23 protein-coding genes and 1 pseudogene are annotated in these 25,183 nt (G+C 73.8%); 17 read left to right on the top strand and 7 right to left on the bottom strand.

The features are described from left to right. Positions 1-41 precede the first annotated feature (41 nt). The 3 genes from ABT006_RS02515 to purB all read left to right on the top strand — a co-directional run bounded on the left by ABT006_RS02515 (position 42) and on the right by purB (position 4,838). The gene (locus ABT006_RS02515; protein WP_350702147.1) at positions 42-1,334 is read left to right on the top strand and encodes an acetyl-CoA C-acetyltransferase; all 1,293 of its coding nucleotides are present in this window, start codon (positions 42-44) and stop codon (positions 1,332-1,334) included. 143 nt (positions 1,335-1,477) lie between these two features. Next, a complete protein-coding gene (locus ABT006_RS02510; RefSeq protein ID WP_350702145.1) occupies positions 1,478-3,223 on the top strand; it encodes an amino acid adenylation domain-containing protein in 1,746 nt (581 codons plus the stop codon). A 190-nt stretch (positions 3,224-3,413) separates the two neighbouring features. Next, complete coding sequence (gene purB / locus ABT006_RS02505; RefSeq protein ID WP_350702143.1) at positions 3,414-4,838, top strand: adenylosuccinate lyase; 1,425 nt, start codon at positions 3,414-3,416, stop codon at positions 4,836-4,838. Between the two features lie 40 nt (positions 4,839-4,878). Here the strand turns inward: purB and ABT006_RS02500 are convergent. After that, a pseudogene (locus tag ABT006_RS02500) lies at positions 4,879-5,446 on the bottom strand (YbjQ family protein). Between the two features lie 23 nt (positions 5,447-5,469). Then, entirely contained in the window at positions 5,470-6,153 is a 684-nt protein-coding gene (locus tag ABT006_RS02495) for a S1 family peptidase (protein ID WP_350702141.1), read from the bottom strand. A 408-nt stretch (positions 6,154-6,561) separates the two neighbouring features. Between ABT006_RS02495 and purS the strand changes: the two genes are divergently transcribed. The 4 genes from purS (at position 6,562) to ABT006_RS02475 (ending at position 11,113) form a co-directional block, all read left to right on the top strand. After that, positions 6,562-6,825, top strand: a complete 264-nt coding sequence (purS, locus tag ABT006_RS02490; RefSeq protein WP_030332194.1) for a phosphoribosylformylglycinamidine synthase subunit PurS — start codon at positions 6,562-6,564, stop codon at positions 6,823-6,825. Continuing rightward, positions 6,822-7,505: a phosphoribosylformylglycinamidine synthase subunit PurQ gene (purQ, locus tag ABT006_RS02485; protein ID WP_350702139.1), complete on the top strand. Its 684-nt coding sequence runs from the start codon at positions 6,822-6,824 to the stop codon at positions 7,503-7,505. The genes purS and purQ overlap by 4 nt, the downstream gene beginning before the upstream one ends. Before the next feature lie 130 nt (positions 7,506-7,635). Continuing rightward, positions 7,636-10,353, top strand: coding sequence for a phosphoribosylformylglycinamidine synthase subunit PurL (gene purL / locus ABT006_RS02480; protein ID WP_350702137.1), 2,718 nt, complete (start codon positions 7,636-7,638; stop codon positions 10,351-10,353). A 4-nt stretch (positions 10,354-10,357) separates the two neighbouring features. Then, positions 10,358-11,113: a 2-phosphosulfolactate phosphatase gene (locus ABT006_RS02475; protein WP_350702135.1), complete on the top strand. Its 756-nt coding sequence runs from the start codon at positions 10,358-10,360 to the stop codon at positions 11,111-11,113. Positions 11,114-11,454: 341 nt separating this feature from the next. Here the strand turns inward: ABT006_RS02475 and ABT006_RS02470 are convergent, their stop codons facing one another. Then, positions 11,455-13,476 (bottom strand): carboxypeptidase-like regulatory domain-containing protein, encoded by a 2,022-nt coding sequence (locus tag ABT006_RS02470; RefSeq protein WP_350702133.1) that lies wholly within the window; start codon positions 13,474-13,476, stop codon positions 11,455-11,457. Between the two features lie 160 nt (positions 13,477-13,636). Here ABT006_RS02470 and ABT006_RS02465 point away from each other — a divergent pair, with 160 nt between their 5' ends. The 5 genes from ABT006_RS02465 to amcA all read left to right on the top strand — a co-directional run bounded on the left by ABT006_RS02465 (position 13,637) and on the right by amcA (position 18,398). Continuing rightward, complete coding sequence (locus ABT006_RS02465; protein WP_350684550.1) at positions 13,637-13,990, top strand: sterol carrier family protein; 354 nt, start codon at positions 13,637-13,639, stop codon at positions 13,988-13,990. A 172-nt stretch (positions 13,991-14,162) separates the two neighbouring features. Next, positions 14,163-15,701: an amidophosphoribosyltransferase gene (purF, locus tag ABT006_RS02460; RefSeq protein ID WP_350702132.1), complete on the top strand. Its 1,539-nt coding sequence runs from the start codon at positions 14,163-14,165 to the stop codon at positions 15,699-15,701. Between the two features lie 59 nt (positions 15,702-15,760). Beyond that, positions 15,761-16,915, top strand: a complete 1,155-nt coding sequence (gene purM / locus ABT006_RS02455; protein ID WP_350702130.1) for a phosphoribosylformylglycinamidine cyclo-ligase — start codon at positions 15,761-15,763, stop codon at positions 16,913-16,915. A 174-nt stretch (positions 16,916-17,089) separates the two neighbouring features. Beyond that, entirely contained in the window at positions 17,090-18,193 is a 1,104-nt protein-coding gene (amcB, locus tag ABT006_RS02450; RefSeq protein ID WP_350702701.1) for a cyclophane-forming radical SAM peptide maturase AmcB, read from the top strand. Next, positions 18,162-18,398 carry a multiple cyclophane-containing RiPP AmcA gene (gene amcA, locus ABT006_RS02445; protein ID WP_350702128.1) on the top strand — a complete coding sequence of 79 codons (237 nt, stop codon included), beginning with the start codon at positions 18,162-18,164 and terminating at the stop codon, positions 18,396-18,398. The genes amcB and amcA overlap by 32 nt, the downstream gene beginning before the upstream one ends. Positions 18,399-18,547: 149 nt before the next feature. On the opposite strand, the gene ABT006_RS02440 is transcribed toward amcA, so the two are convergent. Both ABT006_RS02440 and ABT006_RS02435 read right to left on the bottom strand, forming a co-directional pair. Next, positions 18,548-18,763, bottom strand: a complete 216-nt coding sequence (locus ABT006_RS02440) for a DUF3073 domain-containing protein (RefSeq protein ID WP_091099829.1) — start codon at positions 18,761-18,763, stop codon at positions 18,548-18,550. Between the two features lie 290 nt (positions 18,764-19,053). Beyond that, positions 19,054-20,136 carry a Leu/Phe/Val dehydrogenase gene (locus ABT006_RS02435; RefSeq protein ID WP_350702126.1) on the bottom strand — a complete coding sequence of 361 codons (1,083 nt, stop codon included), beginning with the start codon at positions 20,134-20,136 and terminating at the stop codon, positions 19,054-19,056. Positions 20,137-20,310: 174 nt separating this feature from the next. Between ABT006_RS02435 and ABT006_RS02430 the strand changes: the two genes are divergently transcribed. Beyond that, positions 20,311-21,150 carry a DUF8083 family protein gene (locus ABT006_RS02430; RefSeq protein ID WP_350702125.1) on the top strand — a complete coding sequence of 280 codons (840 nt, stop codon included), beginning with the start codon at positions 20,311-20,313 and terminating at the stop codon, positions 21,148-21,150. A gap of 251 nt (positions 21,151-21,401) precedes the next feature. Beyond that, the gene (locus ABT006_RS02425; RefSeq protein WP_007073996.1) at positions 21,402-21,611 is read left to right on the top strand and encodes a BldC family transcriptional regulator; all 210 of its coding nucleotides are present in this window, start codon (positions 21,402-21,404) and stop codon (positions 21,609-21,611) included. A gap of 210 nt (positions 21,612-21,821) precedes the next feature. On the opposite strand, the gene ABT006_RS02420 is transcribed toward ABT006_RS02425, so the two are convergent. Beyond that, a complete protein-coding gene (locus ABT006_RS02420; protein WP_350702123.1) occupies positions 21,822-22,220 on the bottom strand; it encodes a PPOX class F420-dependent oxidoreductase in 399 nt (132 codons plus the stop codon). 53 nt (positions 22,221-22,273) lie between these two features. On the opposite strand from ABT006_RS02420, the gene ABT006_RS02415 reads away from it, so the two are divergent. Further along, entirely contained in the window at positions 22,274-23,053 is a 780-nt protein-coding gene (locus ABT006_RS02415) for a class I SAM-dependent methyltransferase (protein ID WP_350702121.1), read from the top strand. Between the two features lie 48 nt (positions 23,054-23,101). Here ABT006_RS02415 and ABT006_RS02410 read toward each other — a convergent pair whose 3' ends face one another. Then, entirely contained in the window at positions 23,102-23,398 is a 297-nt protein-coding gene (locus ABT006_RS02410; protein ID WP_350702120.1) for a hypothetical protein, read from the bottom strand. 162 nt (positions 23,399-23,560) lie between these two features. On the opposite strand from ABT006_RS02410, the gene ABT006_RS02405 reads away from it, so the two are divergent. Next, positions 23,561-24,418 (top strand): 3-hydroxyacyl-CoA dehydrogenase family protein, encoded by an 858-nt coding sequence (locus ABT006_RS02405; protein ID WP_350702119.1) that lies wholly within the window; start codon positions 23,561-23,563, stop codon positions 24,416-24,418. Next, positions 24,415-25,158: an enoyl-CoA hydratase/isomerase family protein gene (locus ABT006_RS02400; protein WP_350702117.1), complete on the top strand. Its 744-nt coding sequence runs from the start codon at positions 24,415-24,417 to the stop codon at positions 25,156-25,158. The genes ABT006_RS02405 and ABT006_RS02400 overlap by 4 nt, the downstream gene beginning before the upstream one ends. The last annotated feature ends 25 nt before the right edge of the window (positions 25,159-25,183 follow it).

The following is a 25,183-nucleotide window of genomic DNA, read 5'->3' as shown; positions in this document are numbered from 1 at the left end:
GGCGAGTAGGTTGAGGGCAAGCCCTTCGAGGAGGCGGGATCGTGCAGAGCATCCGGCGGGTGGCGGTCATCGGCGGCAACCGCATCCCCTTCGCCCGGTCCAACTCGCGGTACGCGAGCGCGTCCAACGCGGACATGCTGGGCGCGGCGCTGGACGGGCTGGTCGCCCGGTTCGGCCTGGCCGGCCAGCGGGTCGGCGAGGTGGTCGCCGGCGCGGTGCTCAAGCACGCCAAGGACTTCAACCTGACCCGCGAGGTGGTGCTCGGCTCGAAGCTCGACCCGCACACCCCCGCGTACGACATCCAGCAGGCCTGCGGCACCGGGCTGGAGGCCGCCATCCTGGTCGCCAACAAGATCGCCCTCGGGCAGATCGACGTCGGCATCGCCGGCGGCGTGGACACCACCTCCGACGCCCCGCTCGCGGTCAACGAGGACATGCGCCGCACGCTGCTCAGGCTGAACAGCGCCCGCACCCTCGGCGAGCGGCTGAGGGCCGCCGCGAAGCTGCGCCCCACCCAGCCGTTCCGGCCGGAGATCCCGCGCAACGCCGAGCCGCGCACCGGGCTGTCGATGGGGGAGCACGCCGCCCGCACGGCGCTGCGCTGGCAGGTCGACCGGCAGGCGCAGGACGAGCTGGCGCTGCGCTCGCACCAGCGGCTCGCCGCCGCGTACGACCGGGGGTTCTTCGACGACCTGCTGACGCCCTACCTCGGGCTCACCCGCGACCAGAACCTGCGCGCGGACACCAGCCCGGAGAAGCTCGCGTCGCTGCGGCCGGTCTTCGGCGCGAAGGGCCCGGACGCCGAGCGGGCGACGATGACGGCCGGCAACTCCTCGCCGCTGACCGACGGCGCCTCCACGGTGCTGCTGGCCAGCGAGGAGTGGGCCAGCGAGCACCACCTGCCCGTGCTGGCCTGGTTCTCCTGGTCGGAGACCGCCGCCGTCGACTTCGTGCACGGCGACGAGGGGCTGCTGATGGCCCCCGCGTACGCGGTGCCCCGGATGCTGGCCCGGGCCGGGCTGACGCTTCAGGACTTCGACTACTACGAGATCCACGAGGCGTTCGCCTCGCAGGTGCTGGCCACCCTGGCCGCCTGGGAGTCGCCCGAGTTCTGCAAGGACCGGCTCGGGCTGGACGCCCCCCTCGGCGCGATCGACCGGGAGAAGTTGAACGTCAACGGCTCGTCGTTGGCCGCCGGGCACCCGTTCGCGGCAACGGGCGGCCGGATCGTGGCGACCCTGGCGAAGCTGCTCGCCGAGAAGGGGAGCGGGCGGGGGTTGATCTCGATCTGCGCGGCCGGCGGCCAGGGCGTGACGGCGATCCTGGAGCGCTGAGCGCCCGCCCCGCCGGGGTGGACGCTGTGCGGGGCGCGCCGCCGGCCGGCGTGACTGTGCAGATCCGCACCTGGACGCGGTGCCGGTCGGGTGGCCTAACCTGAGTCGCCCCCCGTTCCACTGTCGACCGGAGGATCCCGCCGGTGTCTGCCAACCCGACGTCCGTGCCCGACCCCAAGGCCCACCCCGCGCCGCCCCTCCCGGCCCCGTTCGGCCCGGCGCCGGCCGGGGGCGTCGGGATCGGCCGGACGGCCCAGGTGGTCACCGGGCTGGTGCTGCTCGTGCCGGCGGCCGTCGCCCTGCTCTGGTCGTACGCGCTTCCGTCGGTCAGCACGCTGGTGGAGAGCTTCCGGCGGGGGAACGGGCTGGGCGGGCCGACCGAGTCCGTCGGCGGCGACAACTACGCGCAGGTGATCGAGCGGGGGTTCCTCGGCGACCTGGGCCACGCGCTGCTCCTCGCCCTCGTGCCGCTGCTGCTCGCGCTGCTCGTCGCCCCGCTGCTCGCGCTCGCCGCACAGCGTGCCGGCCGGGTGCCCCGGCTGGTGACCCGGGCGCTGCTGGCCCTGCCGCTGGCCGCCTACGCCCCGCTCGCCGTCGGGGTGGCGTGGACGATGGACCGGTTCGAGGCCGACCGGGACGCCTGGACGCAGGCGCCCACGCTGACCGCCGCACGCGCCGTGGCGCTGCTGACGGCCGGGCTGGTGGTCGCGGTCGGTGCCACCGTCTTCCTCGCCGCGCTGCGCCGTGGCCCCGGCGGCGGCCGCTCCGGCCCGGCGGTCCTGGCCGTCGGCGGCGTGCTCGGGCTGGCCGTCGTCGCGGTGACCGTACAGTCCTGGTCCCTCCAGTGGCCCGTCCTCGGCGGGCGGGAAGACCAGGTCGCCCCTCTGGTGCGGATCGTCCGGGAGAGCGTGGCCTGGCTCCAGTTCGGCGTCGGCGCCGCGGGCAACGTGCTGCTGCTCGCCCTGCTGGCGGTGCTCGGCGTTCTCGCCGTCGTCCTGCTCCTGGTCACCCGGACGAGGATCGCCTTCACCGGGTGGCGCGACCGCCCGGCCGGCGCCCCGACGGGCACTCCGACGGGCGCTCCTGCGGGCGCTCCGACGGGCGTCCCGGCCGGTGCGCGCAACCCGGTCGCGCTCGGCGTGTTGGCGGTGGGGCTGCTGGCGTTCCTCGGCGTGCTCGCCTACGTGCTGGCGCCGTGGCTGCGGGCGCTCCCCGCCGAGGCGGCGCTCCTGCCCTCCGGCGTCTCCACCGGCCAGGTCCAGGTCAACACCTGGCTGCCGCCGCTGATCCCGGCGGTGGTCGGAGTGGGCGTCGCCGCCCTGGCCGGCTTCGGCATCGGCGGCCTGCGCCCACTGGGCCGGGCCAGTGAGCTGCTCCTGCTGCCGTTCGCGCCCTGGCTCTTCGTCGGCGACGGTCCGCTCGCCATCGCCCATTTCGCCCGGGCCCGGGAGGCCGACCAGCTCAACACCTTCGTCGGGCTGATCCCGCCGGGCTGGCTCTGCATCCCCGCGCTCGTGGTGTTCACCCTGCTCTTCCGGGGCCAGCGGGAACGCTGGGAGGCCGGCGGCGGGTTCGGGTCGACCATGCTCCTGCCAGCCCTGCCGATGCTGGCCGGCGCCGGGCTGCTGAGCTGGCTGGTCGGCGCGCAGAGCTGGCTGTGGCCGCAACTGGTCGTCGCGGACGTCCGGCACGCGCCGGCGGCGAACCTGGTCCTCCTGCGGCTCGCGGAGACCTTCGGCGACCCGGAGGCCACGCGGGGGCTCGTCGCCCAGGTGCTGCCGCTGCCGATGCTGCTGTTGTTCCTGGCCGCGTTCGTGGCGTTGCAGCTGCTCTACCTGGACCGGCTCGTGATCGGGGCGGGACGGTCGACGGGGGACGGGCCCCGCTGATCCCCGGGACTGTGGCGGGCCCTGACGGGCCGTCCCGTACCTTCGTCCTGAGGGCGGTCGGTCGACCGGTCGCCGCGACGCGCGGCATGCCGGGGCGACGACGCTCCGCCCACCCCGCCCTGCCGAGAGCCGTGGCACGTCGCGGGTCTTCGGCGAAGGCCCGCGGGAGGGGCGTGCAAGACTGAGGTACGTGACGACGATCCCCAACGTGCTCGCCAACCGGTACGCCTCGCCCGAGCTGGTCGCCCTCTGGTCACCGGAGCAGAAGATCCGGATGGAACGGCAGCTCTGGCTCGCCGTGCTCCGGGCGCAGCGGGACCTCGGCGTGCCCGTCCCGGACGGCGTGGTCGAGGCGTACGAGCGGGTGCTCGACCAGGTCGACCTCGCCTCGATCGCCGAGCGGGAGCGGGTCACCCGGCACGACGTGAAGGCCCGGATCGAGGAGTTCAGCGCGCTCGCCGGGCACGAGCACGTGCACAAGGGGATGACCTCCCGCGATCTCACCGAGAACGTCGAGCAGCTCCAGGTGCGGGCCTCGCTGGAGCTGGTCCGGGACCGGGTGGTCGCCACCCTGGCCCGGCTGTCCCGGTTGGCCGTCGAGCACTCGGGCCTCGTCATGACCGGCCGCTCGCACAACGTCGCCGCGCAGGCCACCACGCTGGGGAAGCGCTTCGCGTCGGCCGCGGAGGAGCTGCTGATCGCGTATGAGCGGCTGGACGACCTGATCAACTGGTACCCGCTGCGCGGCATCAAGGGCCCGGTGGGCACCGCCGCCGACCAGTTGGACCTCTTCGACGGCGACGCCGACAAGGTGGCCGAGCTGGAGCGCCGGGTGGCCGAGCACCTCGGCTTCTCCCGGGTGCTCGACAGCGTCGGCCAGGTCTACCCGCGCTCGATCGACCTGGCGGTGCTCTCCGCGCTGGCGCAGATCGCCGCCGCGCCGTCCTCGCTGGCCACGACGATCCGGCTGATGGTGGGCCAGGAGCTGGCGACCGAGGGCTTCAAGCCGGGCCAGGTCGGCTCCAGCGCGATGCCGCACAAGATGAACACCCGGTCCAGCGAGCGGGTCAACGGCTTCGCGGTGATCATCCGGGGCTACCTGTCGATGGTCGGCGAGCTGGCCGGCGACCAGTGGAACGAGGGGGACGTCTCCTGCTCGGTGGTCCGCCGGGTCGCGCTGCCGGACGCGTTCTTCGCCGCCGACGGGCTGTTCCAGACGTTCCTCACCGTGCTGGACGAGTTCGGCGCGTACCCGGCGGTGGTCAACCGGGAGCTGGAGCGCTTCCTGCCGTTCCTGGCCACCACCAAGATCCTGGTGGCGGCGGTCCGGCGCGGCGTCGGGCGCGAGGTCGCCCACGAGGTGATCAAGGAGCACGCGGTCGCCGTCGCGCTCGCCATGCGCGAGAAGGGCGCCTCCGAGAACGACCTCTTCGACCGCCTCGCGGCGGACGGCCGCCTGGGCCTGACCCGGGGCGAGATCGACGCGCTCGTCGCCGACCGCACCGCCTTCGTCGGCGCCGCCCCGGCCCAGGTCGAGGCGGTCACCCGCCGAGTAGCCGCCGTGGTCGAAGCCCACCCCAAGGCCGCCACCTACACCCCACCCCCCATCCTCTAACCCCCCCACCCCCAACCCCAGGGGGCCAGGGGCCGGTGGGTCAGGAGTCGCGGGTGGGGGTTTCGGCCGCGGTGCGGAGGGTGGGGGCGCTCGCCGGCTCGGCGATGCCGCCCGGGGAGTCGGCGAAGGCGGGGTCGTGGGCGGTCTCCGCGGCGACCAGCGGCTGGTCGGGCGGCATGACGTCGGGCACCTTGGGCACCACGATCACCGCCGTGCCGTACGCGCAGATCTCCATCCACATCTCGCCGCAGTCGCGGCTGTCGAAGCGCATGCCCACCACGGCGTTCGCGCCGAGGCGGCGGGCCTCCTCGCCGAGCCGGGCCACCGAGTCGGTACGCCACCGGGTCAGGTTGTCCGGCGCCATCGGGTCGTACGCGCCACCGCGCAGGTTCTTGACCCCCTCGCGGTACGGGTTCCGCGTCCTGGCCATCGACGACACCACTTCGCCGAGGATCTGGCGGATCTCGTACCCGGGTAGTTGCTCCGTCGTCACGACCAGCACGTTTCCGATGCTGTCAGGGCGACCCCGCACCCGATCGCGAGCCTTGTTCACCTGATCGGATGCTGCAAAACGGCGCGGCGCGGACGGCCGGCGCGTGGCCGGCCATCCGCGCCGCCCGGGCGCTAACCGTCAGACACCGGCCACCGAGGTGATCCAGGCCCGGTTGTACGCGACACTGCCGTAGTTCTGGATGCTGTAGCCGTCGGCGGTCGAGGCGACGCCGACCTGGCGGCCGTTGTAGAACTGCGGGCCGCCCGAGTCGCCCCGCCACGCGTTGCCGTTGATCCGCGTGCTCCGGATCGCCTGGCCGCCGTACGCGTCGGTGGCGCTGTTGCTGGTCACCTGGACGCTCGCGGTCTTCAGCTGGCTGGAGGCGGAGCAGCCGCTGTAGCAGGTCATGCCCCAGCCGTAGATCGAGTTGGTGGAGCCGATCGGCGGGTTGCTGCTGGCCAGCGTGACGTACGAGGTGCTCACCGAGCTGGACAGGCGCATCAGGGCCAGGTCGTAGCGGCTGTAGGTGGCGCTCACCGTGCGGGTGACCCCGCCGGAGGAGCGGTAGACGCTGCCGACCCGGACGGACATGCTGCCGCCGAGGCAGTGCCGGGCGGTGAGCACCCACTCCGGCGCGATGATCGTGCCGGAGCAGGTGAACGATCCGTTGCTGAACACCGCGGCGGCCCACGGGGCGGACGAGACGGTCCCGCCACCGATGATGGGCTGCGGGCCCGCCGGGGCGGCGAGGGCGCCGGAGCTGGCGCCGAGCAGGCCGGCCGCTGCGGTGGCCAGCACCGCGATCATGGATCGGATGCGCATGGGGGCTCCTTCGGGGATGGGCCCGGGGTCACCGGGTCGAGCTGTCGGCCGCGGTCGGGGTGGCCGGCGGCCGGGCACGTCCAATCGACGTACGACGATGTACGGTAGGGCTCCTGAGATGTCGTTCACAAGAGTCTCATCGAACCCCATCGATAGGAGTGGTGGTCCGCCGGTCGATGGCGGCGGGCGTCCCGGCGGCCGGAGTGGGGCGAAACGGGCTGGTCGGCAACGGAAACGCATCGGGATCGCAACGAACCCGTATCGGTCCGCGGCCTCCGCGCCGGGAACGCCGACCACCGCCTGAACTGCGTCCGGCCGGTGCGTCCAGGGCCGTATCTGCCAGGTAGGCTGGCTGCGCTCGCCCGTTGTGGGTAGGCACCCAACTGCGTACACAGTCAGGAGTGCCCAGTGCCTCGCGTCGTCGTCGACGTCATGCTCAAGCCCGAGATCCTCGATCCGCAGGGCCAGGCCGTCGCAAACGCGCTGCCCCGGCTCGGCGTCAGCGACGTCGCCTCGGTTCGGATCGGCAGGCGGATCGAGATCGAGTTCACCGGTGAACCGGACCTGGACCGGGCCCGGGAGATCGCCGACAAACTGCTCGCCAACCCGGTCATCGAGGACTTCACCGTCCGCCTGGTCGAGGCCGACGAGACCGCGGACGCCCGCTCGTGACCGCCCGGGTCGGTGTGGTCACGTTCCCCGGCTCGCTGGACGACGGGGACGCGGCCCGGGCCGTCCGCATCGCGGGCGCCGAACCGGTCCGTCTCTGGCACGGTGACCCGCGGCTGCACGGGGTGGACGCCGTCGTCCTGCCCGGCGGCTTCTCCTACGGCGACTACCTGCGCTGCGGGGCCATCGCCCGGTTCGCCCCGGTGATGGAGACGATCGTGGACGCGGCCCGGGGCGGCCTGCCGGTGCTCGGCATCTGCAACGGCTTCCAGATCCTCTGCGAGGCCCACCTGCTGCCCGGGGCCCTCACCCGCAACCAGCACCTGCACTTCCGCAACCGGGACCAGGTCCTGCGCATCGAGTCGGTCGGCACCGCGTGGACGAACGCGTTCCAGCCCGGCCAGGAGGTGCTGATCCCGGTCAAGAACGGCGAGGGCTGCTACGTCGCCGACACCGCGACGCTCGACCAGCTCGAAGCCGAGGGCCGGGTGGTCGCCCGCTACGTCGGCGGCAACCCCAACGGGTCGCAGCGCGACATCGCCGCGATCACGAACCCCGCCGGCAACGTGGTCGGCATCATGCCGCACCCCGAGCACGCCGTGGAGGCGCTCACCGGCCCCTCCCTGGACGGCCTCGGCTTCTTCACCTCGGTGCTCAAGCACCTGGTGGGGGCGCCCGCGTGAGCGCGAGGAGTGAGCCGGGTCCGCGAGCCCCGCAGTCGCGAACGACGTGCGGGGCGGTGACCGTGCGCGGCGGCATCATCGGTCGGCTCACCCGCCCGCACGGCGGCCCTGAGCGCAGCGAGGAGAGGTCATGACCAGCCATCCGGACGAGGTACGGGAGACCCCGGAGGCCTTCCCGGCCGGCCCGGCGCAGCCGGTGGGCGCGGCCGCCGTCGCGCCGCCGGCCGCGCCCACCGGGCCGGCGACGGCCGACTGGGCGGCCGGCCTGGACACCGTGCCGCACGCCGTGGACACCCCCGGTGAGCTGCAGCCGTACGCCGAGCTGGGGCTCCGCGACGACGAGTACGACCGGATCCGGCACATCCTCGGCCGCCGGCCCACCCAGGCCGAGCTGGCCATGTACTCGATCATGTGGAGCGAGCACTGCTCCTACAAGTCGAGCAAGGTGCACCTGCGCCAGTTCGGGGAGAAGGCCCCGCCGAGCGACCGGCTGCTCGCCGGCATCGGCGAGAACGCCGGCGTGGTGCAGGTCTCCGACGAGCTGGCGGTGACCTTCAAGGTCGAGTCGCACAACCACCCCAGCTTCGTCGAGCCCTACCAGGGCGCGGCCACCGGCGTCGGCGGCATCGTCCGGGACATCCTGGCCATGGGCGCCCGCCCGGTCGCCGTGATGGACCCGCTGCGCTTCGGCGCGGCCGATCACCCCGACACCGCCCGGGTGCTGCCCGGCGTCGTCGCCGGCGTGGGCGGCTACGGCAACTGCCTCGGCCTGCCGAACATCGGCGGCGAGGTCGTGTTCGACCCCTGCTACCAGGGCAACCCTCTGGTCAACGCGCTCTGCCTCGGCGTGCTGCCGGTCAACCGCCTGCAGAACAAGGCCGCCGCCGGCCCGGGCAACGTCGTGGTGCTGATGGGCGCCAAGACCGGCCGGGACGGCATCGGCGGCGTGTCGGTGCTGGCGAGCGCCACCTTCGACGAGGGCAGCGAGCAGCGCCGCCCGTCGGTGCAGGTGGGCGACCCGTTCATGGAGAAGCTGCTCATCGAGGCCTGCCTGGAGCTCTACGACGCCCAGCTCGTCGTCGGCATCCAGGATCTCGGCGGCGCCGGCCTGACCTGCGCGCTGACCGAGACCGCCGCGGCGGCCGGCACCGGCATGCGGGTGTGGCTGGAGCGGGTGCCGCTGCGCGAGCCCTCGATGGAGCCGCACGAGATCCTGGCCAGCGAGTCGCAGGAGCGGATGCTGCTGGTGGTCGAGCCGGAGAAGCTCGACGCCGTGCTCAAGACCGCCGAGAAGTGGGGCGTCTGGGCCACCGCGATCGGCGAGGTCACCCCGCCGGCCCCCGACGGCCAGCCGGGCCGGGTGGTGATCACCTGGCGGGACCAGCTCGTGGTCGACGTGCCGCCGGGCTCGCTGGTCGACGACGGCCCGGTCTACGCCCGCCCGATGCGCGAGCCGGCCGACCTGATCCTGCTCCAGGCCGACCGCGCGGAGACGCTGCCCCGGCCGGCCGACCCAGAGGCGCTGCGCGAGACCGTGCTGCGCATGATCGCGTCGCCGAACCTGACCGACAAGACCTGGGTCACCGAGCAGTACGACCGGTACGTGCTGGGCAACACCGTGCTCGCCCAGCCCGAGGACTCCGGCGTGATCCGGATCGACGAGCGGACCGGGCTCGGCGTGGCGCTGTCGGTGGACGGCAACGGCCGGTACGCCCGCCTCGACCCGTACCACGGCACGAGGCTCGCGCTGGCCGAGGCGTACCGGAACGTCGCCGTCACCGGCGCGAAGCCGATCGCCGTCACCAACTGCCTGAACTTCGGCTCGCCAGAGGACCCGGGCGTGATGTGGCAGTTCGCCGAGGCCGTCCGTGGCCTGGCCGACGGCTGCGCCGAGCTGGGCATCCCGGTGACCGGCGGCAACGTCAGCTTCTACAACCAGACCGGCGCGGCGGCCATCCACCCCACCCCGGTGGTCGGCGTGCTCGGCGTGCTCGACGACGTCGCCAACCGGGTGCCGATGGGCTTCGTGCCGCGCCCCGGCGGCGACCACGACCAGCTCTTCCTGCTCGGCGAGACGCACGTGGAGCTCTCCGGCTCGGAGTGGGCGTGGGTCACCCACGAGCACCTCGGCGGCGTACCCCCGCAGGTCGACCTGGCCCACGAGCGGCGGCTGGCGGACCTGCTGGCGGAGGCCGCCCGGGTCGGGCACCTCAGCTCCGCGCACGACCTCTCCGACGGCGGCCTCGCGCAGGGTCTGGTCGAGTCCAGCCTGCGGCGCGGGGTCGGCGCCCGGATCGCGGTGCCGGAGCGGTTCGCCAGCGGCTCGATGCCGTTCGTCTACCTGTTCAGCGAGTCCGCGGGGCGGGTCCTGGTCTCGGTGCCGCGTGGCCACGAGAAGGCGTTCACCGCCCTGTGCGCCGAGCGCGGGGTGCCGTTCGAGCTGATCGGCGTCACCGACCCGGCCGGCGGCGCGCTGGAGGTGCACGGACAGTTCCGGATCGGCCTGGACGAGCTGCGCGCCGCGCACACCGCGACGCTGCCGCGCCTCTTCGGGGGCTCGGAGGTCGTCCAGGTGCCCGCGCCGGCAGCCGGCGTGGCCGGTGCGGTCGAGGCCGTGCCGCTGCCCGACGTCGAGCGGGCCGAGGTGGCGCCGGTGGACCCGGCGGACGTCGCGTCCGAGCCGATCGCGTCGGCCGGGCCGGTCCCGTCGACCGGTGCCGTGGCGCCGGTGGAGGCCGCGGTCCCCGCTCCCGGGGAGCCGGCCGCCGACGGCCCGACCGGGTCCGACGCCGCGTCCGACCCCGACTCCGGTGACACCGAGCAGCCCTCCGCGCCCGATAAGCGCTGAGGCGTTGGCCGCGGCCGTCTACGCCCAACCCGGATCCGGCGCCCGGTTCGACTGGGGGCTGACGGGAGCGGCTGAGCTCGGCCGGGTCTGCGCGGTGCTGGTGGTGGTGGACGTGCTCTCGTTCACCACCGCCGTGGAGGTCGCCGTCGGGCGCGGCATGCGGGTGCACCCGTTCCCGTGGGGGGAGCAGGCGGCCGACTACGCGCGACGGGTCGGCGCGGTCGCCGCGGTGGGCCGCCGGCAGACGTCGCCGGAGCACCCGTGGTCGCTCTCGCCGGCGGCGCTGAGCACCGCGCCGGTCGTCGCCGACCTCGTGTTGCCGTCGCCCAACGGCTCGGCGATCAGCGCCGCGGCCAGCGCCACCGGCCTGCCGGTGGTCGCGGCCTGCCTGCGCAACGCGCGCGCCGTCGGGCGCTGGCTGCGCCGTCACGGGTACGGCTCGACGGACGCCCCGATCGGCGTGGTCGCCTCGGGCGAGCGCTGGCCGGACGGGTCGCTGCGCCCCGCCGTGGAGGACCAGCTCGGGGCGGCCAGCGTGCTGGACGCCCTCTCCGGGGTGACCGGCGGTCTCTCCGTGGAGGCGGCCATGGCGCTCGCCGCGCTCGCCAGCACCCCCGACGTTCCCGCCGCGGTACGCGGCAGCGTGTCGGGCCGCGAGCTGGTCGAGGGCGGCTTCGCCCAGGACGTGGAGACCGCCGTCCGGGTCGGCGTCTCCGACGTGGTCCCGGTGCTGCGCCAGGGCGTCTTCTCCGCCGCCTGACAGCCCGCTCGCGCCCTGCGGGCCGTGTGCCCTGCCTGCCTGACGGCCGCTGCCCCTGCCTGCCTGCCTGACGGCCGCTGCCCCTGCCTGCCTGACGGCCGCTGCCCCTGCCTGCCTGCCTGACGGCCGCTGCCCCTGCCTGCCTGCCTGCCGGCCGTGCGCCCTGCCGCCTGCCGGGACTGCGCGGCGGCGTGCCGTCCCGGCGTCCGCTCACCCGCGTCCGTCGGCCTCCGTCGCCTCGGCAGACCGACTGCCGGTGCCGCGCCACAGCGGCGAGGGCCGCCCGGAGATCCCGGACGGCCCTCGCCGTGGTGCTGTCGTCTTCGGCTGTGCCCGTGCGGTCAGTCGTCCAGCCAGTCCAGCCGGCGACCCCGGTCCTGCTGCGGCGGGCCGTCCGGGCGGCCGCGCCCGGCCTGCGGGTCGTCGTAGCCGCCGCCCTGCTGGCCGTAGCCGCCCTGGCCGTAGCCGCGGTCGTCGTAGCCACCGCCGCGCTGCTGCGGAGGCTCCTGGCCGTAGCCGCCCTGCTGGCCGTAGCCACCCTGGTCGTACGAGGTGGGCTGGTCGTAGCCGCCCTGGCCGTAACCGCCGCGCTGCTGCGGGGGCTCCTGGCTGCCGTAGCCGCCGCGCTGCTGCGGAGGCTCCTGGCCGTAGCCGCTCTGCTGGCCGTAGCCCGGGTCGTCGTAGCCGCCCTGCTGGTCGTAGCCGCCGCGCTGGTCGAAGCCGCCGGTCGGCTCGCCGCCCCGCCCGTACGGCGCGGTCTCGGACCGGCCGTAGCCCGGGCCCTGCTCCGGCTGGTAGACGCCCGTCGCGTAGGGGTCGGCCGGGGCCGGGTACTGGGTGGGCTCGCCGGTGTAGCGGCCGGTGGGCTCGTCGTAGCGGTCGCCGTAGCCCCGGCCGCCGCCGGCTCCCGCCGAGTAGCCGCCGGCACCCGCAGCACCCGCAGCACCCGCCGGAGCGCCGTAGTCGTGGCCGCCGTAGCCGCCGCCCGAGGCGGGGGCGTTGCCGTAGCCACCGCCGGAGGACGGCGCGTTGCCGTAGCCGCCGCCCGAGGCGGGCGCGTTGCCGTAGCCCCCACCGGAGGACGGCGCGTCGCCGTAGCCGCCGGCACCGTAGCCGCCCGAGCCGGCGGGCTCGTCGCCGTAGCCGTTGCCGGCCCAGCCCTGCCCCGCGCCTGCCGCGCCGTAGGGCTGCGGGGGCGCGCCGTACGGGTCCGGCGGCACGTCGTCGACCACGGGGCGGTGCATCATCGTCGGGGCGTCGCTGAGCGAGGTGCCGCCGACCATCGTCGGGTCCGGCCCGGCGCCGGCCCGGTTGACCACCCGGGTCTGGTCGTCCGCGCCCGCGCCCCGGTACGCCCCGCGCGCCGCCGGGACCGCGCCCCCCGCGGCGGCGCCCGCCGGGGCGTCGTCGCCGCCCTCGTCGCCGTTGTCCTTGCGTCGCATCCAGAGCAGCACGATGGTGCCGACACCCGCGGCGACGAGCAGGCCGCCGAGCAGGATGATCAGCCAGGAGCCCATGCCGCCGGAGTCCTCGTTGCTGGCGTTGGCCGCCGCGCCCGGGCTCGCCTCGGTTTCCTCCCCGGGGGTCTCGTCGAGGGCCTCGTCCGTGGGGAGGGGCTCGTCGGTGGCCGAGGGGGTGGCGCTCGGGGTCGTCTCGACCTTGATCGCCAGGGCGATGCGCTGGCCGGTGATGCTCTGGCCCGCGCTCGCGTCGAATGCCTTGGTGGCGTACACCTCACCGACGCTGGCGCCGATGGCGAGCCGGCCCGGCGCGATCGGCTTCTCGGTGGTGCCGGTGAAGCGGTAGTTGCCGCTGTCGTCGCTGACCGTGTCCCGCTTGTTGCCGGCGCCGTCCTGGAGCATCACCACGGCGTTCGGCACGGCCTTGCCGTTCGCCTGGGCGACCACCTTGCCGGAGACCGACCGGACGGTCTGCGTCTGCGACGGGCTCGGCTCCGCCTCACGGCCCCTGACGGTCAGGTTGAACGAGGCGCCGCCGGAGCCCGAGACGTTGACGGTGACCTGCTGCCGGTCGACGCCCGGAGCGTTGTTGGCCGCCCGCAGCCGAACCTCCGGCGACGCTGTTTCTCCGAAGTTCAGCTCGACCTGCCCGCAACCCCGGACGCACTCGACCCCCTGCGGCAGACCCGCGAGGCTGAGGTTGACCGACCTTTCGGTGGGGCTCGTCGGAGTGATCGAGACGGTGACCGACGTCTCGTTACCCGCCTGCACCGTGGCAGAGTTCGGGGACACCTTGACGTCGGCGGCCAGGGCTGGTGTGGCGGGGACAGCGAGCAGAGCGCCGACAACCAGCGCCACGACCACACCGGCCCGCTGCTTCCAGGCACGTCGGTGTGTTGACACGTCCACCGCCTTCCGGACTGACTTCCCTCGGCCGGCGGGGCGCCGGGCCGGGGATCATCACGGTACGAATACGCCGTCGGCAACTATGCCTTGTCTGACCGGATCGGCGCGACCCAGGGCCAGCGTGTGACTCACTGCGTTCGAGTCGTATCGTCCCGTCGTGTCCTCTCCGCACATAAAGTCCGCCGCGGTCGCGGCGGCGTTGTCGGCGCTCGACGAGGGGCGTACGCCCGAACGGCCGGTCCTCCGAGAGGCGGTCCGTGCCCTGTTGACCGTCCTCGCGGAGCGCGCCCCCGGCCGATCGGTGGAGGTGCGTGTCCCACCTTACGGCGCAGTTCAGTGCATCCCCGGGCCTCGACACACCCGCGGCACCCCGCCGAACGTCGTGGAGATGGATCCGGCGACCTGGCTGGCGGTGGCGACCGGGCGGCTCGACTGGGCCGAGGCGATCACCCAGGGTCGCGTGCGGGTGAGCGGAATCCGGGCGGACCTCTCCGAGCACCTGCCCCTCTAGCTGCGGCGACGCGCGACCGACTGGTGACGCTCGGGAGCCATATCGTGACTTTCTGTGTCGACGGGGATTCGCGTACACTGTCAGGCGACGACAGTGGTCCCGGCCGAGGAGCGCGAATCCCGCCCCCCGCGTGGTTCGCCAGGCCGGTCCAGACCAGCATGAGGGAGCGCAGGTGCCCCGAGGCGACGGCCGGCTGAGCCACGACCTTGATCCCCAACGACCAGGCCCCCAGGACGCGTGTGGCGTCTTCGGTGTCTGGGCGCCCGGGGAGGAGGTCGCCAACCTCACCTACTTCGGGCTATACGCCCTCCAGCACCGTGGCCAGGAGGCCGCCGGCATCGCGGTCAGCGACGGCTCCGGCGTCGTGGTCTACAAGGACCTCGGCCTGGTCGCCCAGGTCTTCGACGAGCCGACCCTGGCCAGTCTGCGCGGGCACGTGGCGATCGGCCACGCCCGCTACTCCACCACCGGCGGTTCGACCTGGGAGAATGCCCAGCCGACCATCCGGTCCACCAGCTCCGGCACCACGATCGCGCTGGCGCACAACGGCAACCTGGTCAACACGGCCGACCTCCAGCGCGAGGTGACCGAGCGGGGCCTGGCCGCCGACGGCTCGACCAACGACACCTCCCTGGTGACGATGCTGCTGGCCAGTCGCCCCGACCTGTCGGTGGAGGCGGCCGCGCTGGAGGTGCTGCCGCAGCTGCGCGGCGCGTTCAGCTTCGTCTTCATGGACGAGTCGACCCTCTACGCGGCCCGCGACCCGCACGGCGTACGCCCGCTGGTGCTGGGCCGCCTGGAGCGCGGTTGGGTGGTGGCGAGCGAGACCGCCGCCCTGGACATCGTCGGCGCGAGCGTGGTCCGCGAGGTCGAGCCCGGCGAGCTGATCGCGATCGACGAGGACGGCCTGCGTTCCAGCCGGTTCGCCGCCCCGGAGCCCAAGGGCTGCCTCTTCGAGTACGTCTACATCGCCCGTCCGGACGCCACGATCGCCGGCCGCAACGTGCACGCGGCCCGGGTGCAGATCGGCCGTCAGTTGGCCAAGGAGCACCCGGTCGAGGCCGACCTGGTCATCCCGGTGCCGGAGTCCGGCACCCCGGCCGCCATCGGCTACGCCGAGGAGTCCGGGATCACCTACGGCGCCGGCCTGATGAAGAACCCGTACGTCGGGCGGACCTTCATCCAGCCGTCGCAGACCCTGCGCCAGCTCGGCATCCGGCTCAAGCTCAATCCGCTGCGGGAGAACGTCCGGGGCAAGCGGCTGGTCGTGGTCGACGACTCGATCGTGCGCGGCAACACGCAGCGGGCGATCGTGCGGATGCTGCGCGAGGCCGGCGCGCTGGAGGTGCACGTGCGCATCTCCTCGCCGCCGGTCCGCTGGCCCTGCTTCTACGGCATCGACTTCGCCACCCGCGCCGAGTTGCTGGCCAACGGGCTGGACAACGAGGGCATCCGGCGGTCGATCGGCGCGGACACGCTGGGCTATGTCTCGCTTCCGGGTCTGATCGCCGCCACCGAGCAGCCGAAGACCCGGCTGTGCCGCGCGTGCTTCGACGGGGAATACCCGATCGACCTGCCCGCCGGCAACCTGATCGGCAAGCACGTGCTCGAGGGGGTGGGCCGGCGCGTCACTGCGGCGCCCGACGCCCCCGAGCACACCACCCCTCCGCTCGTCGCCACTCCGGGCGGCGCGACCACACACCGCCCGTAGCACCACCCGGCGCGGCCGGTCACCGCCGGCGCGGCGCCAGAACCACAAAGGGGAGAACCGTGACGCACGTGTCCGAGCGCAGCGGCGCAGGAAGCAGCCCGACCGGCGCCGGCGGCGACCGTCAGCCCTGGACGGCCGGCACCGGCCGGCCGGCGCGCAAGAGGTCGGTCTCGTACGCGGACGCCGGGGTCTCGATCGAGGCGGGCGACCGGGCGGTCGAGCTGCTGAAGTCGAAGGTGAAGCAGACCCGGCGCCCGGAGGTGATGGGCGACCTGGGTGGCTTCGCCGGGCTGTTCCGGCTGGACACGAAGAAGTACAAGAACCCCATCCTGGCCTCGTCCACCGACGGCGTCGGCACCAAGCTGGTGATCGCGCAGCAGATGGACATCCACGACACGGTGGGCATCGACCTCGTCGCGATGGTCGTCGACGACCTGGTCGCCTGCGGCGCCGAGCCGCTCTTCCTGCTCGACTACATCGCCACCGGCGAGGTCGTGCCGGACAAGGTCGCCGAGATCGGCGCCGGCATCGCCGACGGCTGCCGGTACGCGGGCTGCGCCCTGCTGGGCGGCGAGACCGCCGAGCACCCCGGCGTGCTCCGCCCGGACGAGTACGACATCTCCGCCACCGGCGTCGGCGTGGTGGAGGAGGCCGACATCCTCAGCCCGGAGCGGGTCGAGGTGGGCGACGTGGTGATCGCGATGCGCTCCTCCGGCCTGCACTCCAACGGCTACTCCCTGGTCCGGCACGTGCTGCTGGGCGCCGGCCGGATGCGGCTCGACGTGGTGATCGACGACTTCGGCCGGCAGCGCACCCTCGGCGAGGAGCTGCTCACCCCGACCAAGATCTACGCGCAGGACTGCCTCAAGCTGATCGCCGAGGCCGAGGTGCGCTCCATCGCCCACGTCACGGGCGGCGGCATCCCCGGCAACCTCGTGCGGGTGCTTCCCGAGCACGTCGACGCGGTGGTCAACCGGTCCACCTGGAAGCCGCAGCCGATCTTCGACCTGATCCAGACCAAGGGGCGGATCGAGGACCCGGAGATGGAGGCGACGTTCAACATGGGCGTCGGCATGTTCGCGATCGTCTCCGCCGAGGACGCGGACCGCGCGCTGGCCACGCTGACCGGCCGCGGCGTCGACGCGTGGCAGGCCGGCGAGATCATCGAGGGCTCCGGCAACGTGCAGATGATCGGGCAGCACACCCGGGGATGATGATCACGCCCCGGTGACCGTACGGGCACCTGATCAGGGCTTCACCCGAGTGGCCGTCGCCGCCTAGCCTGAGGGGCACCCTCAACGCTGTCGGGGCAACCCCCTCACCGGGGCCCGACAGCCCTTCAGGCGCGGAGGAGGGCAATGGCTGCTCGGGGACAGTCGTTCAGCGGGATGCGCGGCCTGGCCGCCGTCCCCTCGTACGTCGTGATGCAGCCGACCACCCTGTGCAACCTGGACTGCGCCTACTGCTACCTGCCGTTCCGGGCGGTCGACCGGCGGATGCCGGTGTCGGTGGCCGAGGCGGTGGCCGCGTCGGTCAACCCGTGGGCGGCGGCGGGCCGCTTCTCCGTGGTGTGGCACGGCGGGGAGCCGCTCGCCACCGGCCGGGAGCATCTCGCCGCGCTGATCGCGCCCTTCGGGCCCGAGGTCGAGCACCACGTGCAGACCAACGCCACGCTGATCGACGACGCGTGGTGCGCGTTCTTCACCGAGCATCGGGTGCGGGTGAGCGTGAGCGTGGACGGCCCGCGGGAGCGCAACGGGGACCGGGTCACCCGGGCCGGCGGGCCGGCGTACGACCGGATCGTGCGCGGGGTGGCGGCGCTGCGCCGGCACGGGCTGCCGTTCTCGGCGCTGGCGGTGGTGGGCCGCCCGGAGCCGGGCCTTGCCACCGAGCTGTACGACTACTTCCTCGGCCTGGGGTGTGACGTGCTCGGCGTCAACATCGAGGAGACCGAGGGGGTCAACCTCCGCGACAACTCCCACGACGCCCGGGCGGTGACCGCGTTCTGGGCGGAGCTGGTGGCGGCCTGGCGCCGGGAGCCCCGGATCCACCTGCGCGAGGTCGAGTGGTCGTTGCGGTACGCCGCCGCCGTGCTGGACGGCACCGCCGACGACGTGCTGCCCCGGCGGCTGGACCCGATCCCGACCGTCGGCCACGACGGCTCGGTGACGGTGCTCTCGCCCGAGCTGGCCGGCTTCACCGACGTCCGGTACGGCGACTTCAGCAGCGGCAACGTGCTGACCACGCCGCTGGCCGACATCCTCGCCCACGCGGGCCGGACGCCCTGGGTCGGTGAGTTCCTCGCCGGTGTCGAGGCGTGCCGCTCGTCCTGCCCCTACTTCGGTTTCTGCGGCGGCGGCCACGCCGCCAACCGCTACTTCGAGCTGGGGCGTTTCGACGGTACGGAGACCGCGCACTGCCGCAACAGCAAGATCCACCTACTGGAGGGAGTGTTGGAGCATGCCCGAGACCACCAGTCACCGGCAGCCTGAGCGTGGGGTGGACGCCGCCACGGGCCAGGTCGCCGATCGGGTGCGGGAAGCCGCGCCGGGACTCAGCGCTCTGCTCCACGAGGCCGAGGCCGCGCGGCGGCTACGGGCGGAGGTGGCGGGCGGCGACGGCGCGAGCGCCGTCTGCGCCTGGAACCACTTCGAGAACATCCCGACGTTCTACAACTGGAACAACCGGCCCCGCTGAGGCGGGCCACACCGGGATCAGGGACCTGCCGAGCAGCCGGAGTCGCCTCCGGGACGGCATGGTCCCTGATCGTCGGTGTTGGCGCCGCTTCGGATGGGCACATGCGTGAGCACGCGGGGGATTACCGCGTGCTCAGCTGCGACCGGAGGTCAGCGGGTCGGACGTACCCAGGGATCCGGGTCTTCGTCCGCGTGATCCTCATCATCGTCGTCGACATACTCTTTGTAGTCGTCGTCGAAGTTGTGCTCAGACTTACCAGCACCCGCCAACTCGCGCTGCAAGGCGGTGAGGTCGGTGTTCGGGGAGTGGTACTTCAACTCCCGCGCCACCTTCGTCTGCTTGGCCTTAGCACGGCCGCGCCCCATGGCTCGACCCCCTCGCACAGAATGCGGGGCAGCCCGAAGGCGGGCCCCGATGACGTCAGGCATCTCTCGTAGCTCTTACGGTACATGGGGATGCCATCGTTCGGCACCTCGGGTTACCGTCGACCGGTGCCGCGCGTCGCGGTCATCCAGCCGTCACCGATTGTACCGGGTAAGGAGCGGTGCCGGGAGCGCCCGTGACACCGGACAAAGCCCGACGAAATCAGCTTAACGGCGCGCTTCGGTGCGGCGGCGCCGGAGGCGGAACCGGGCCGGCTCCGCCTCCGTGACGCTCATCGCAGGTGGATCGTGCGCAGCCGGCCGACATCGGCCATCCGCCGTTCCGCCAGCCGGTCGGCCGCCACCGCCGGGGGCACGCCCTCGGCGTCGGCGAGCTGGAGGATCTCCCGGGTGGTGTCGTAGATCCGGGTCGCGCGCAGCTTGGCCCGCTCGAAGTTGAAGCCCTCGATCTCGTCGGCCACCTGGATCACGCCGCCGGCGTTCACCACGTAGTCCGGGGCGTAGAGGATGCCGCGGTCGGCCAGCAGCTTCTCGATGCCCGAGTGGGCGAGCTGGTTGTTCGCCGCACCGGCGACCACCTTGGCGCGCAGCGCCGGCACCGTGTCGTCGTTGAGCGCGCCGCCGAGCGCGCACGGGGCGTACACGTCGATGTCGGCGGCGACCAGCGCGGCGGCGTCGTCGACGAGCGCGACCTGCGGGTGGGTGCTGCGCGCCCACTCCAGGGCCTTCGGGTTGACGTCGGTCGCCACCACCTCGGCGCCGTCGCCGAGCAGGTGGCCGACCAGGTACTTGCCGACCTTGCCCAGGCCGGCCACGCCGACCCGCCTGCCGGCCAGGGTCGGGGTGCCCCAGACGTGCTCGACGGCGGCCCGCATGCCCTGGAACACGCCCCAGGAGGTCAGGACCGAGGAGTCGCCGGCGCCGCCGTGCTCGACGCTGCGGCCGGTGACGTACGACGTCTCCCGGGCGATCACGTCCATGTCGGCCACGTAGGTGCCGACGTCGCAGGCGGTGTAGTAACGCCCGGCGAGGGACTCCACGAAGCGGCCGTAGGCGCGCAGCAGCGCCTCGCTCTTGATCCGCTCGGGGTCACCCCAGATGACCGCCTTGCCGCCGCCGAGGTCCAGCCCGGCCAGGGCGTTCTTGTACGCCATGCCCCGGGACAGGTCGAGCACGTCGGCGAGGGCGGCCTCCTCGCTCGCGTACGGGTAGAACCGGGTGCCGCCGAGCGCGGGGCCGAGCGCGGTGGAGTAGATCCCGATGATCGCCTTCAGGCCGGACTGCTTGTCCTGGCAGAACACGACCTGTTCGTGGCCGGTGGATCCCGGGTCGTCGTTGCTGGCGAATACGCCCATGAGTAGCTCCTGGTGTGGGGGGGTGCGGCCTTGTGGGACGCGGACCTGTGGACGCCGGCGGGATGCTGCCGGTGCCGCTGAGCCTAGTATCGGCCGACGCCGTCCGACCGCCCACGGCGCGCGTGATCGCGGCGCCGACGACGGTCGGGTTCCGATTCGTGGGAGGATCGCGCCGTGCCGTCGCTCTTCGCTTCTTACCTGCGCGTGTACGAGCCCCTGACCGCTTTCGACCGGGACCGCCAGACGTACTGGCGCCGCTACGTCGAGCAGGGGCGGGCGGTGGCCCCCGTGGAGGGGCCCGGCCGGCAACGGACGTCCGTGATCGAGGCGCTCGGCGCGGGCTGGACGCGGCTGCCCGACCTGCCGGACGAGGCGTACGTGCTGGAGGCCGACGACACGCTGCTGGTCTGCCCGTGGAACCTGCGCATCCGGGTGGCCGAGGCGGCGCTGAGCGCGCGCGACGGCGTGCCGCCGGTGCTGGCCGACGCGTTCGTGCCGCCGGTGCTCGCCGGGCAGGCCAAGGCGGTGGTGGAGGACTGGCGCAGCGGAGCCCGCGTGCTGGAGCACGGCGTGCCCCGGCTGCACGAGCAGATCGCGACGTGGGGTGTGCCGCTGCGCTGGTTCGTGCTCTTCGACCCGGAGGAGCGGCACCACGTGACCCGTCCGGGCCGGCGGGCGCTGCGCTTCCGGACGGAGATCTCGAAGGCGCGGCGCCGGTCGTCGCGGGCACTGTCGGTGCTGCGCAAGTCGGTCGGCGACGCGCCGATCACGGAGGCGGTCGAGGAGGCCGCCCGCTGGCTGGAGGAGTTCCACCCCCGCTCGATGGTGGAGCTGGACTACGGCGGCCTGGTCGACCTGCTCTCCGACGAAACGCTGGCCGCCGACGACTCGCCCGAGCTGGTGGCGAGCGGGCTCGCCGGGCTGTCCCGGGGCGAGGCCGAGGAGGCCTCGGCGGCGTACGACAAGTTGGTCGCGCGGTGGCGCGCGGTGCAGCTGCTGGAACGGTGCAACTGACGACAATTCGCCCAGGCGGGGCCGCGAAGGCGAGGCGTCCTCGTAGTTGACGCATCACGAACCGTGATCATGAGTCCGAATAAGGTACTTTCTGCCGTGTAAAAGTCGCATAAATCGGGCATGGTTCATCCGTCCGTCTAGGGACGTTCGGCCGTTCGGCCCATGTCGGACATCGGGGACTAGCCGGACCATGGGAGACGCGTCGACCGGCGGGACCCCGGCCGATGTCTATACATGTGGAGGAGTGACCGATGGCATCGCGAACGCACGAACCAGAGCCGCTACTCACGCCGGCCGAGGTGGCGTCGATGTTCCGTGTCGACCCGAAGACGGTGACCCGGTGGGCCAAGGCTGGCAAGCTCAGCGCCATCCGCACCCTGGGGGGCCACCGCCGGTACCGCGAGTCGGAGGTCAGAGCCCTGCTACAGGGGCAGATCCCGCAGCAGCGCCAGGGGGACTGACGGCCGGAAGGCAACGGGTGTGCACGAAGGGCGGCGGACACGGTCCGCCGCCCTTCGTCGTGTCGGGGCCCGGCGGGTCGCCGCCCGCGGCCGGACCGGTTGCGCATGCCGGCCGCACAGGCGCCCCGGCCGCCGCGCGGCGACGGCGGGAGCAGCGGCGACGGCAGGGGGCGGGCGTGGGTCAGTCGCCGCCCGAGGGCCGGCCGTGGGTCAGTCGCCGCCCGAGGGCCGGCCGGCGAGCGAGACCCGGATGCCGACCGTGCCGCCCTCGCCCCGGCGCAACCGGCTGCCGAGCAGGCTGAGCCGCCCGATCATCCGGTACTTCCGCTTGATCAGGTCGCGGACCCGTCGGGTGTCGGCCGGGCCGCAGAGCGTCGCGTGGGCGGGCACCGCCTCGCCGTGCGGGCGGCCCCGGACGTCGCACGGCGCGACCGTGACGTCTCCGCTGCGCCGGATCCGCTTCACCTTGCCGGAATCCGCCGCCGACCACACCGCCAGCGCGTCGCCGTCGCGGACCGCCCAGACGGGCGTCGGCACCGCCCGCCCGTCCTTGCGGAACGTCGTCAGCAGGATGTATTTCTCCGCGGCGAGGCGGTCCAGTGTGGCCACCCCGCCAGGATACGGCCGCCGCGGCTGACTGACCGGCCGGATAGCGTGAAGCCGTGACGGTGGAACCACGGATCGGTGACGTCTTCGGCGAGATGCTGCGCGACGCGCTCGCCGTCGCCACCGGCATCGGCCCCCGGCCGCTGGCCGGCGGGCGGCTGCCGAGGCCGGTCATCGAGATCATCGAGCGGGACGACGGGCTGATCAACGGCGCGCCCGCCGCGCACTACCTGGACGGCCCGGCCGACTGGCAGCCGTACGACCACCGGGCGGTGGACCGGGTCGAGGGCGCCACCCTGGACGTCGGGGTCGGGGCGGGCCGGATCGCGCTGCTGCTCCAGGAACGGGGCGTGCCGGTCACCGGGCTGGACACCTCGGCCGGCGCGCTGGCCGTCTGTCGCCGCCGGGGCGTACGCGAGCTGGTGCACGGAACCGTCGACTCGCACGCCGCCGACGGCCGGCGCTACGACACGTTCCTGCTGCTCGGCAACAACGTCGGGCTGCTGGAGGGGCGGGAGCGGGCCCCGGCCCTGCTGGCGGCGCTCGCCGCGCTGGCCCGGCCGGGCGCGCGGGTCATCGCGCAGGGCACCGACCCGTACGGCACCCGGGACCCGCTGCACACGGGCTACCACGAGCGCAACCGGCGCCGGGGCCGGCTCGGCGGGCAGCTCCGGCTCCGCCTGCGCTACCGGGAGCTGGGCACCGAGTGGTTCGACTACCTGGTCTGCTCGCCCGACGAACTCGCCGAGCTGGTCCGGGGCACCGCCTGGCGATTGACCGACGTGGACGATCACGACGCCCCGTACTACCTGGCCACCCTGCGCCTGGCCGGCTGACGCCCGGGGCCCGCAGCGCGGCGGCACCCCGGACGACCTGCGTACGCCTCAGACCTGGACGGTCGGGGGGAGCTGCTCGGGCGGGAGGCCGCCGTCACCGTCGACCACCTCGTCCGGGGTGCCGTCCTCGTCGAGGTCGACCATCGTGACGTCCACCTTGCCGTCGTGGTCGGTGTCGAACTGGAACAGGTCGGGCCTGCCGTCCCCGTCGGTGTCGGCCACCCAGACGTCGGTGCGGCCGTCGTTGTTGGTGTCCGCGCGCAGCAGGTCGACCCGCTCGTCCCCGCGGGTCTCCACCGTCTCCGCCGCGCCCGCACTGTCCACGGTCTCCGGTGCCTGGCTCATCTCGGTTCGTCCTTCCCTCGGTTGACGGCCGTCGTACCCGATCCGCGCCGCCCCCACGCATGCCGGGGCGAGCGTCGCTGCATAGGGTCGGCCCATGAGCGAGTGGAGCGGGTGGCGGAGCGCGGGTCAACCCCGGGTCGCCGCCGGAGGCAGGGAGGCGTCATGAGCGACCGCTTTGTCGTCGTCGGGGCCGGCACGATGGGGCTCGGCATCGCGTACGTGGCGGCCGGGGCCGGGCACGCCGTCGAGCTGGTCGAGGTGGACCGGGCCCGGGGCGCCGCGGCCGTGGACCGGCTCGGTGAGCTGTGGGACAGGGCGGTGGGGCGCGGCAAGCTGACCGCCGACCAGGCCGCGACGAACCGGGGGCGGGTGACGCTGCGAGCCGCGCTCGCCGAGGTCGCGCAGGAGCCGGCCGTGGTGGTGGAGGCCGTGCCGGAGCGGTCGGACCTCAAGCGGGCGGTGCTGCGCGAGGCCGAGGCGCTGCGTCCGGCGCTGCTGGGCAGCAACACGTCCAGCATCTCGATCGCCGAGCTGGCCGGCGGGCTGGCGCGACCCGGGCGCTTCGTCGGGCTGCACTTCTTCAACCCGGTCTGGGCGATGGCGCTGCTGGAGGTCGTGGTCGGCCCGGCCACCGCCGACGAGACCACCGCCGCGGCCGTCGCGCTCGCCGGCCGGCTGGGCAAGGACCCCGTCGTCGTACGCGACATGCCCGGCTTCGCCACCTCCCGGCTCGGGGTCACCCTCGGCCTGGAGGCGATCCGGATGGTCGCCGACGAGGTGGCCAGCCCGGCCGACATCGACAAGGCGATGGTGCTCGGCTACCGGCACCCGATCGGTCCGCTGGAGCTGACCGACCTGGTCGGGCTGGACGTGCGGCTGGACATCGCGCGCACCCTCCAGGCCGCGTACGGGGACCGGTTCGCGCCGCCGCCGCTGCTGGTGGAGATGGTGGCCGCCGGCAGGCTGGGCAAGAAGTCGGGTCAGGGCTTCTACCGCTGGGAAGGCGGGGTGAAGTCGTGAGCGGGCTGCGGGTCGAGGAGCGGCCGGACCGGCTGGTGGTCACGCTCGACCGGCCGGAGAAGCGCAACGCCATCGACGCCGACCTGATCGCCGAGCTGCACCAGGTCTGCGCGGAGCTGGAGGCGCGCCCCCGCCTGCTGCTGCTCACCGGCGGCACCGAGGGCATCTTCGCCGGCGGGGCGGACATCGGGCAACTGCGCGAGCGGGGCCGGCTGGACGCGCTCGCCGCGATCAACTCCGCCGCCTTCGCCCGGATCAGGGCGCTGCCGATGCCGACCGTGGCGGCGGTGGACGGGCCGGCGCTGGGCGGCGGCGCCGAGCTGGCGTACGCCTGCGACCTGCGGGTCTGCACCGAGCGTGCGGTGTTCGGCCAGCCGGAGGTGCGGTTGGGCATCCTGGCCGGCGCGGGCGCGACCCACCGGCTGCCGGCACTGGTCGGGGAGGCCCGGGCCAAGGAACTGCTCTTCACCGGCCGCCGGGTGGACGCCGAGGAGGCGCTGCGGATCGGCCTGGTCAACCGGGTGGTGGCCGAGCCCGACGAGCTGCTGCCCACCGCGCACGGGCTGCTGGACGAGATGGCCAAGGGGTCCGCGCTGGCGCTGCGGCTGACCAAGCTGGCGGTCGACGCGCCGGCCGCCGCGCACCCGCACCTCGACCTGGTCAGCCAGGCGGTGCTCTTCGAGGACGAGGAGAAGCACCGGCGGATGACCGACTTCCTGGAGCGGCGACGGTCCCGCTGACCGGGGGCATCCGCGCGGCGGCGCG

It is taken from the genome of Micromonospora sp. NPDC002717, from assembly GCF_040295705.1.
GTDB lineage: Bacteria > Actinomycetota > Actinomycetes > Mycobacteriales > Micromonosporaceae > Micromonospora.
Note: the sequence above shows the minus strand (reverse complement) of the source record. Positions and strands in the feature narration are given on the sequence as shown.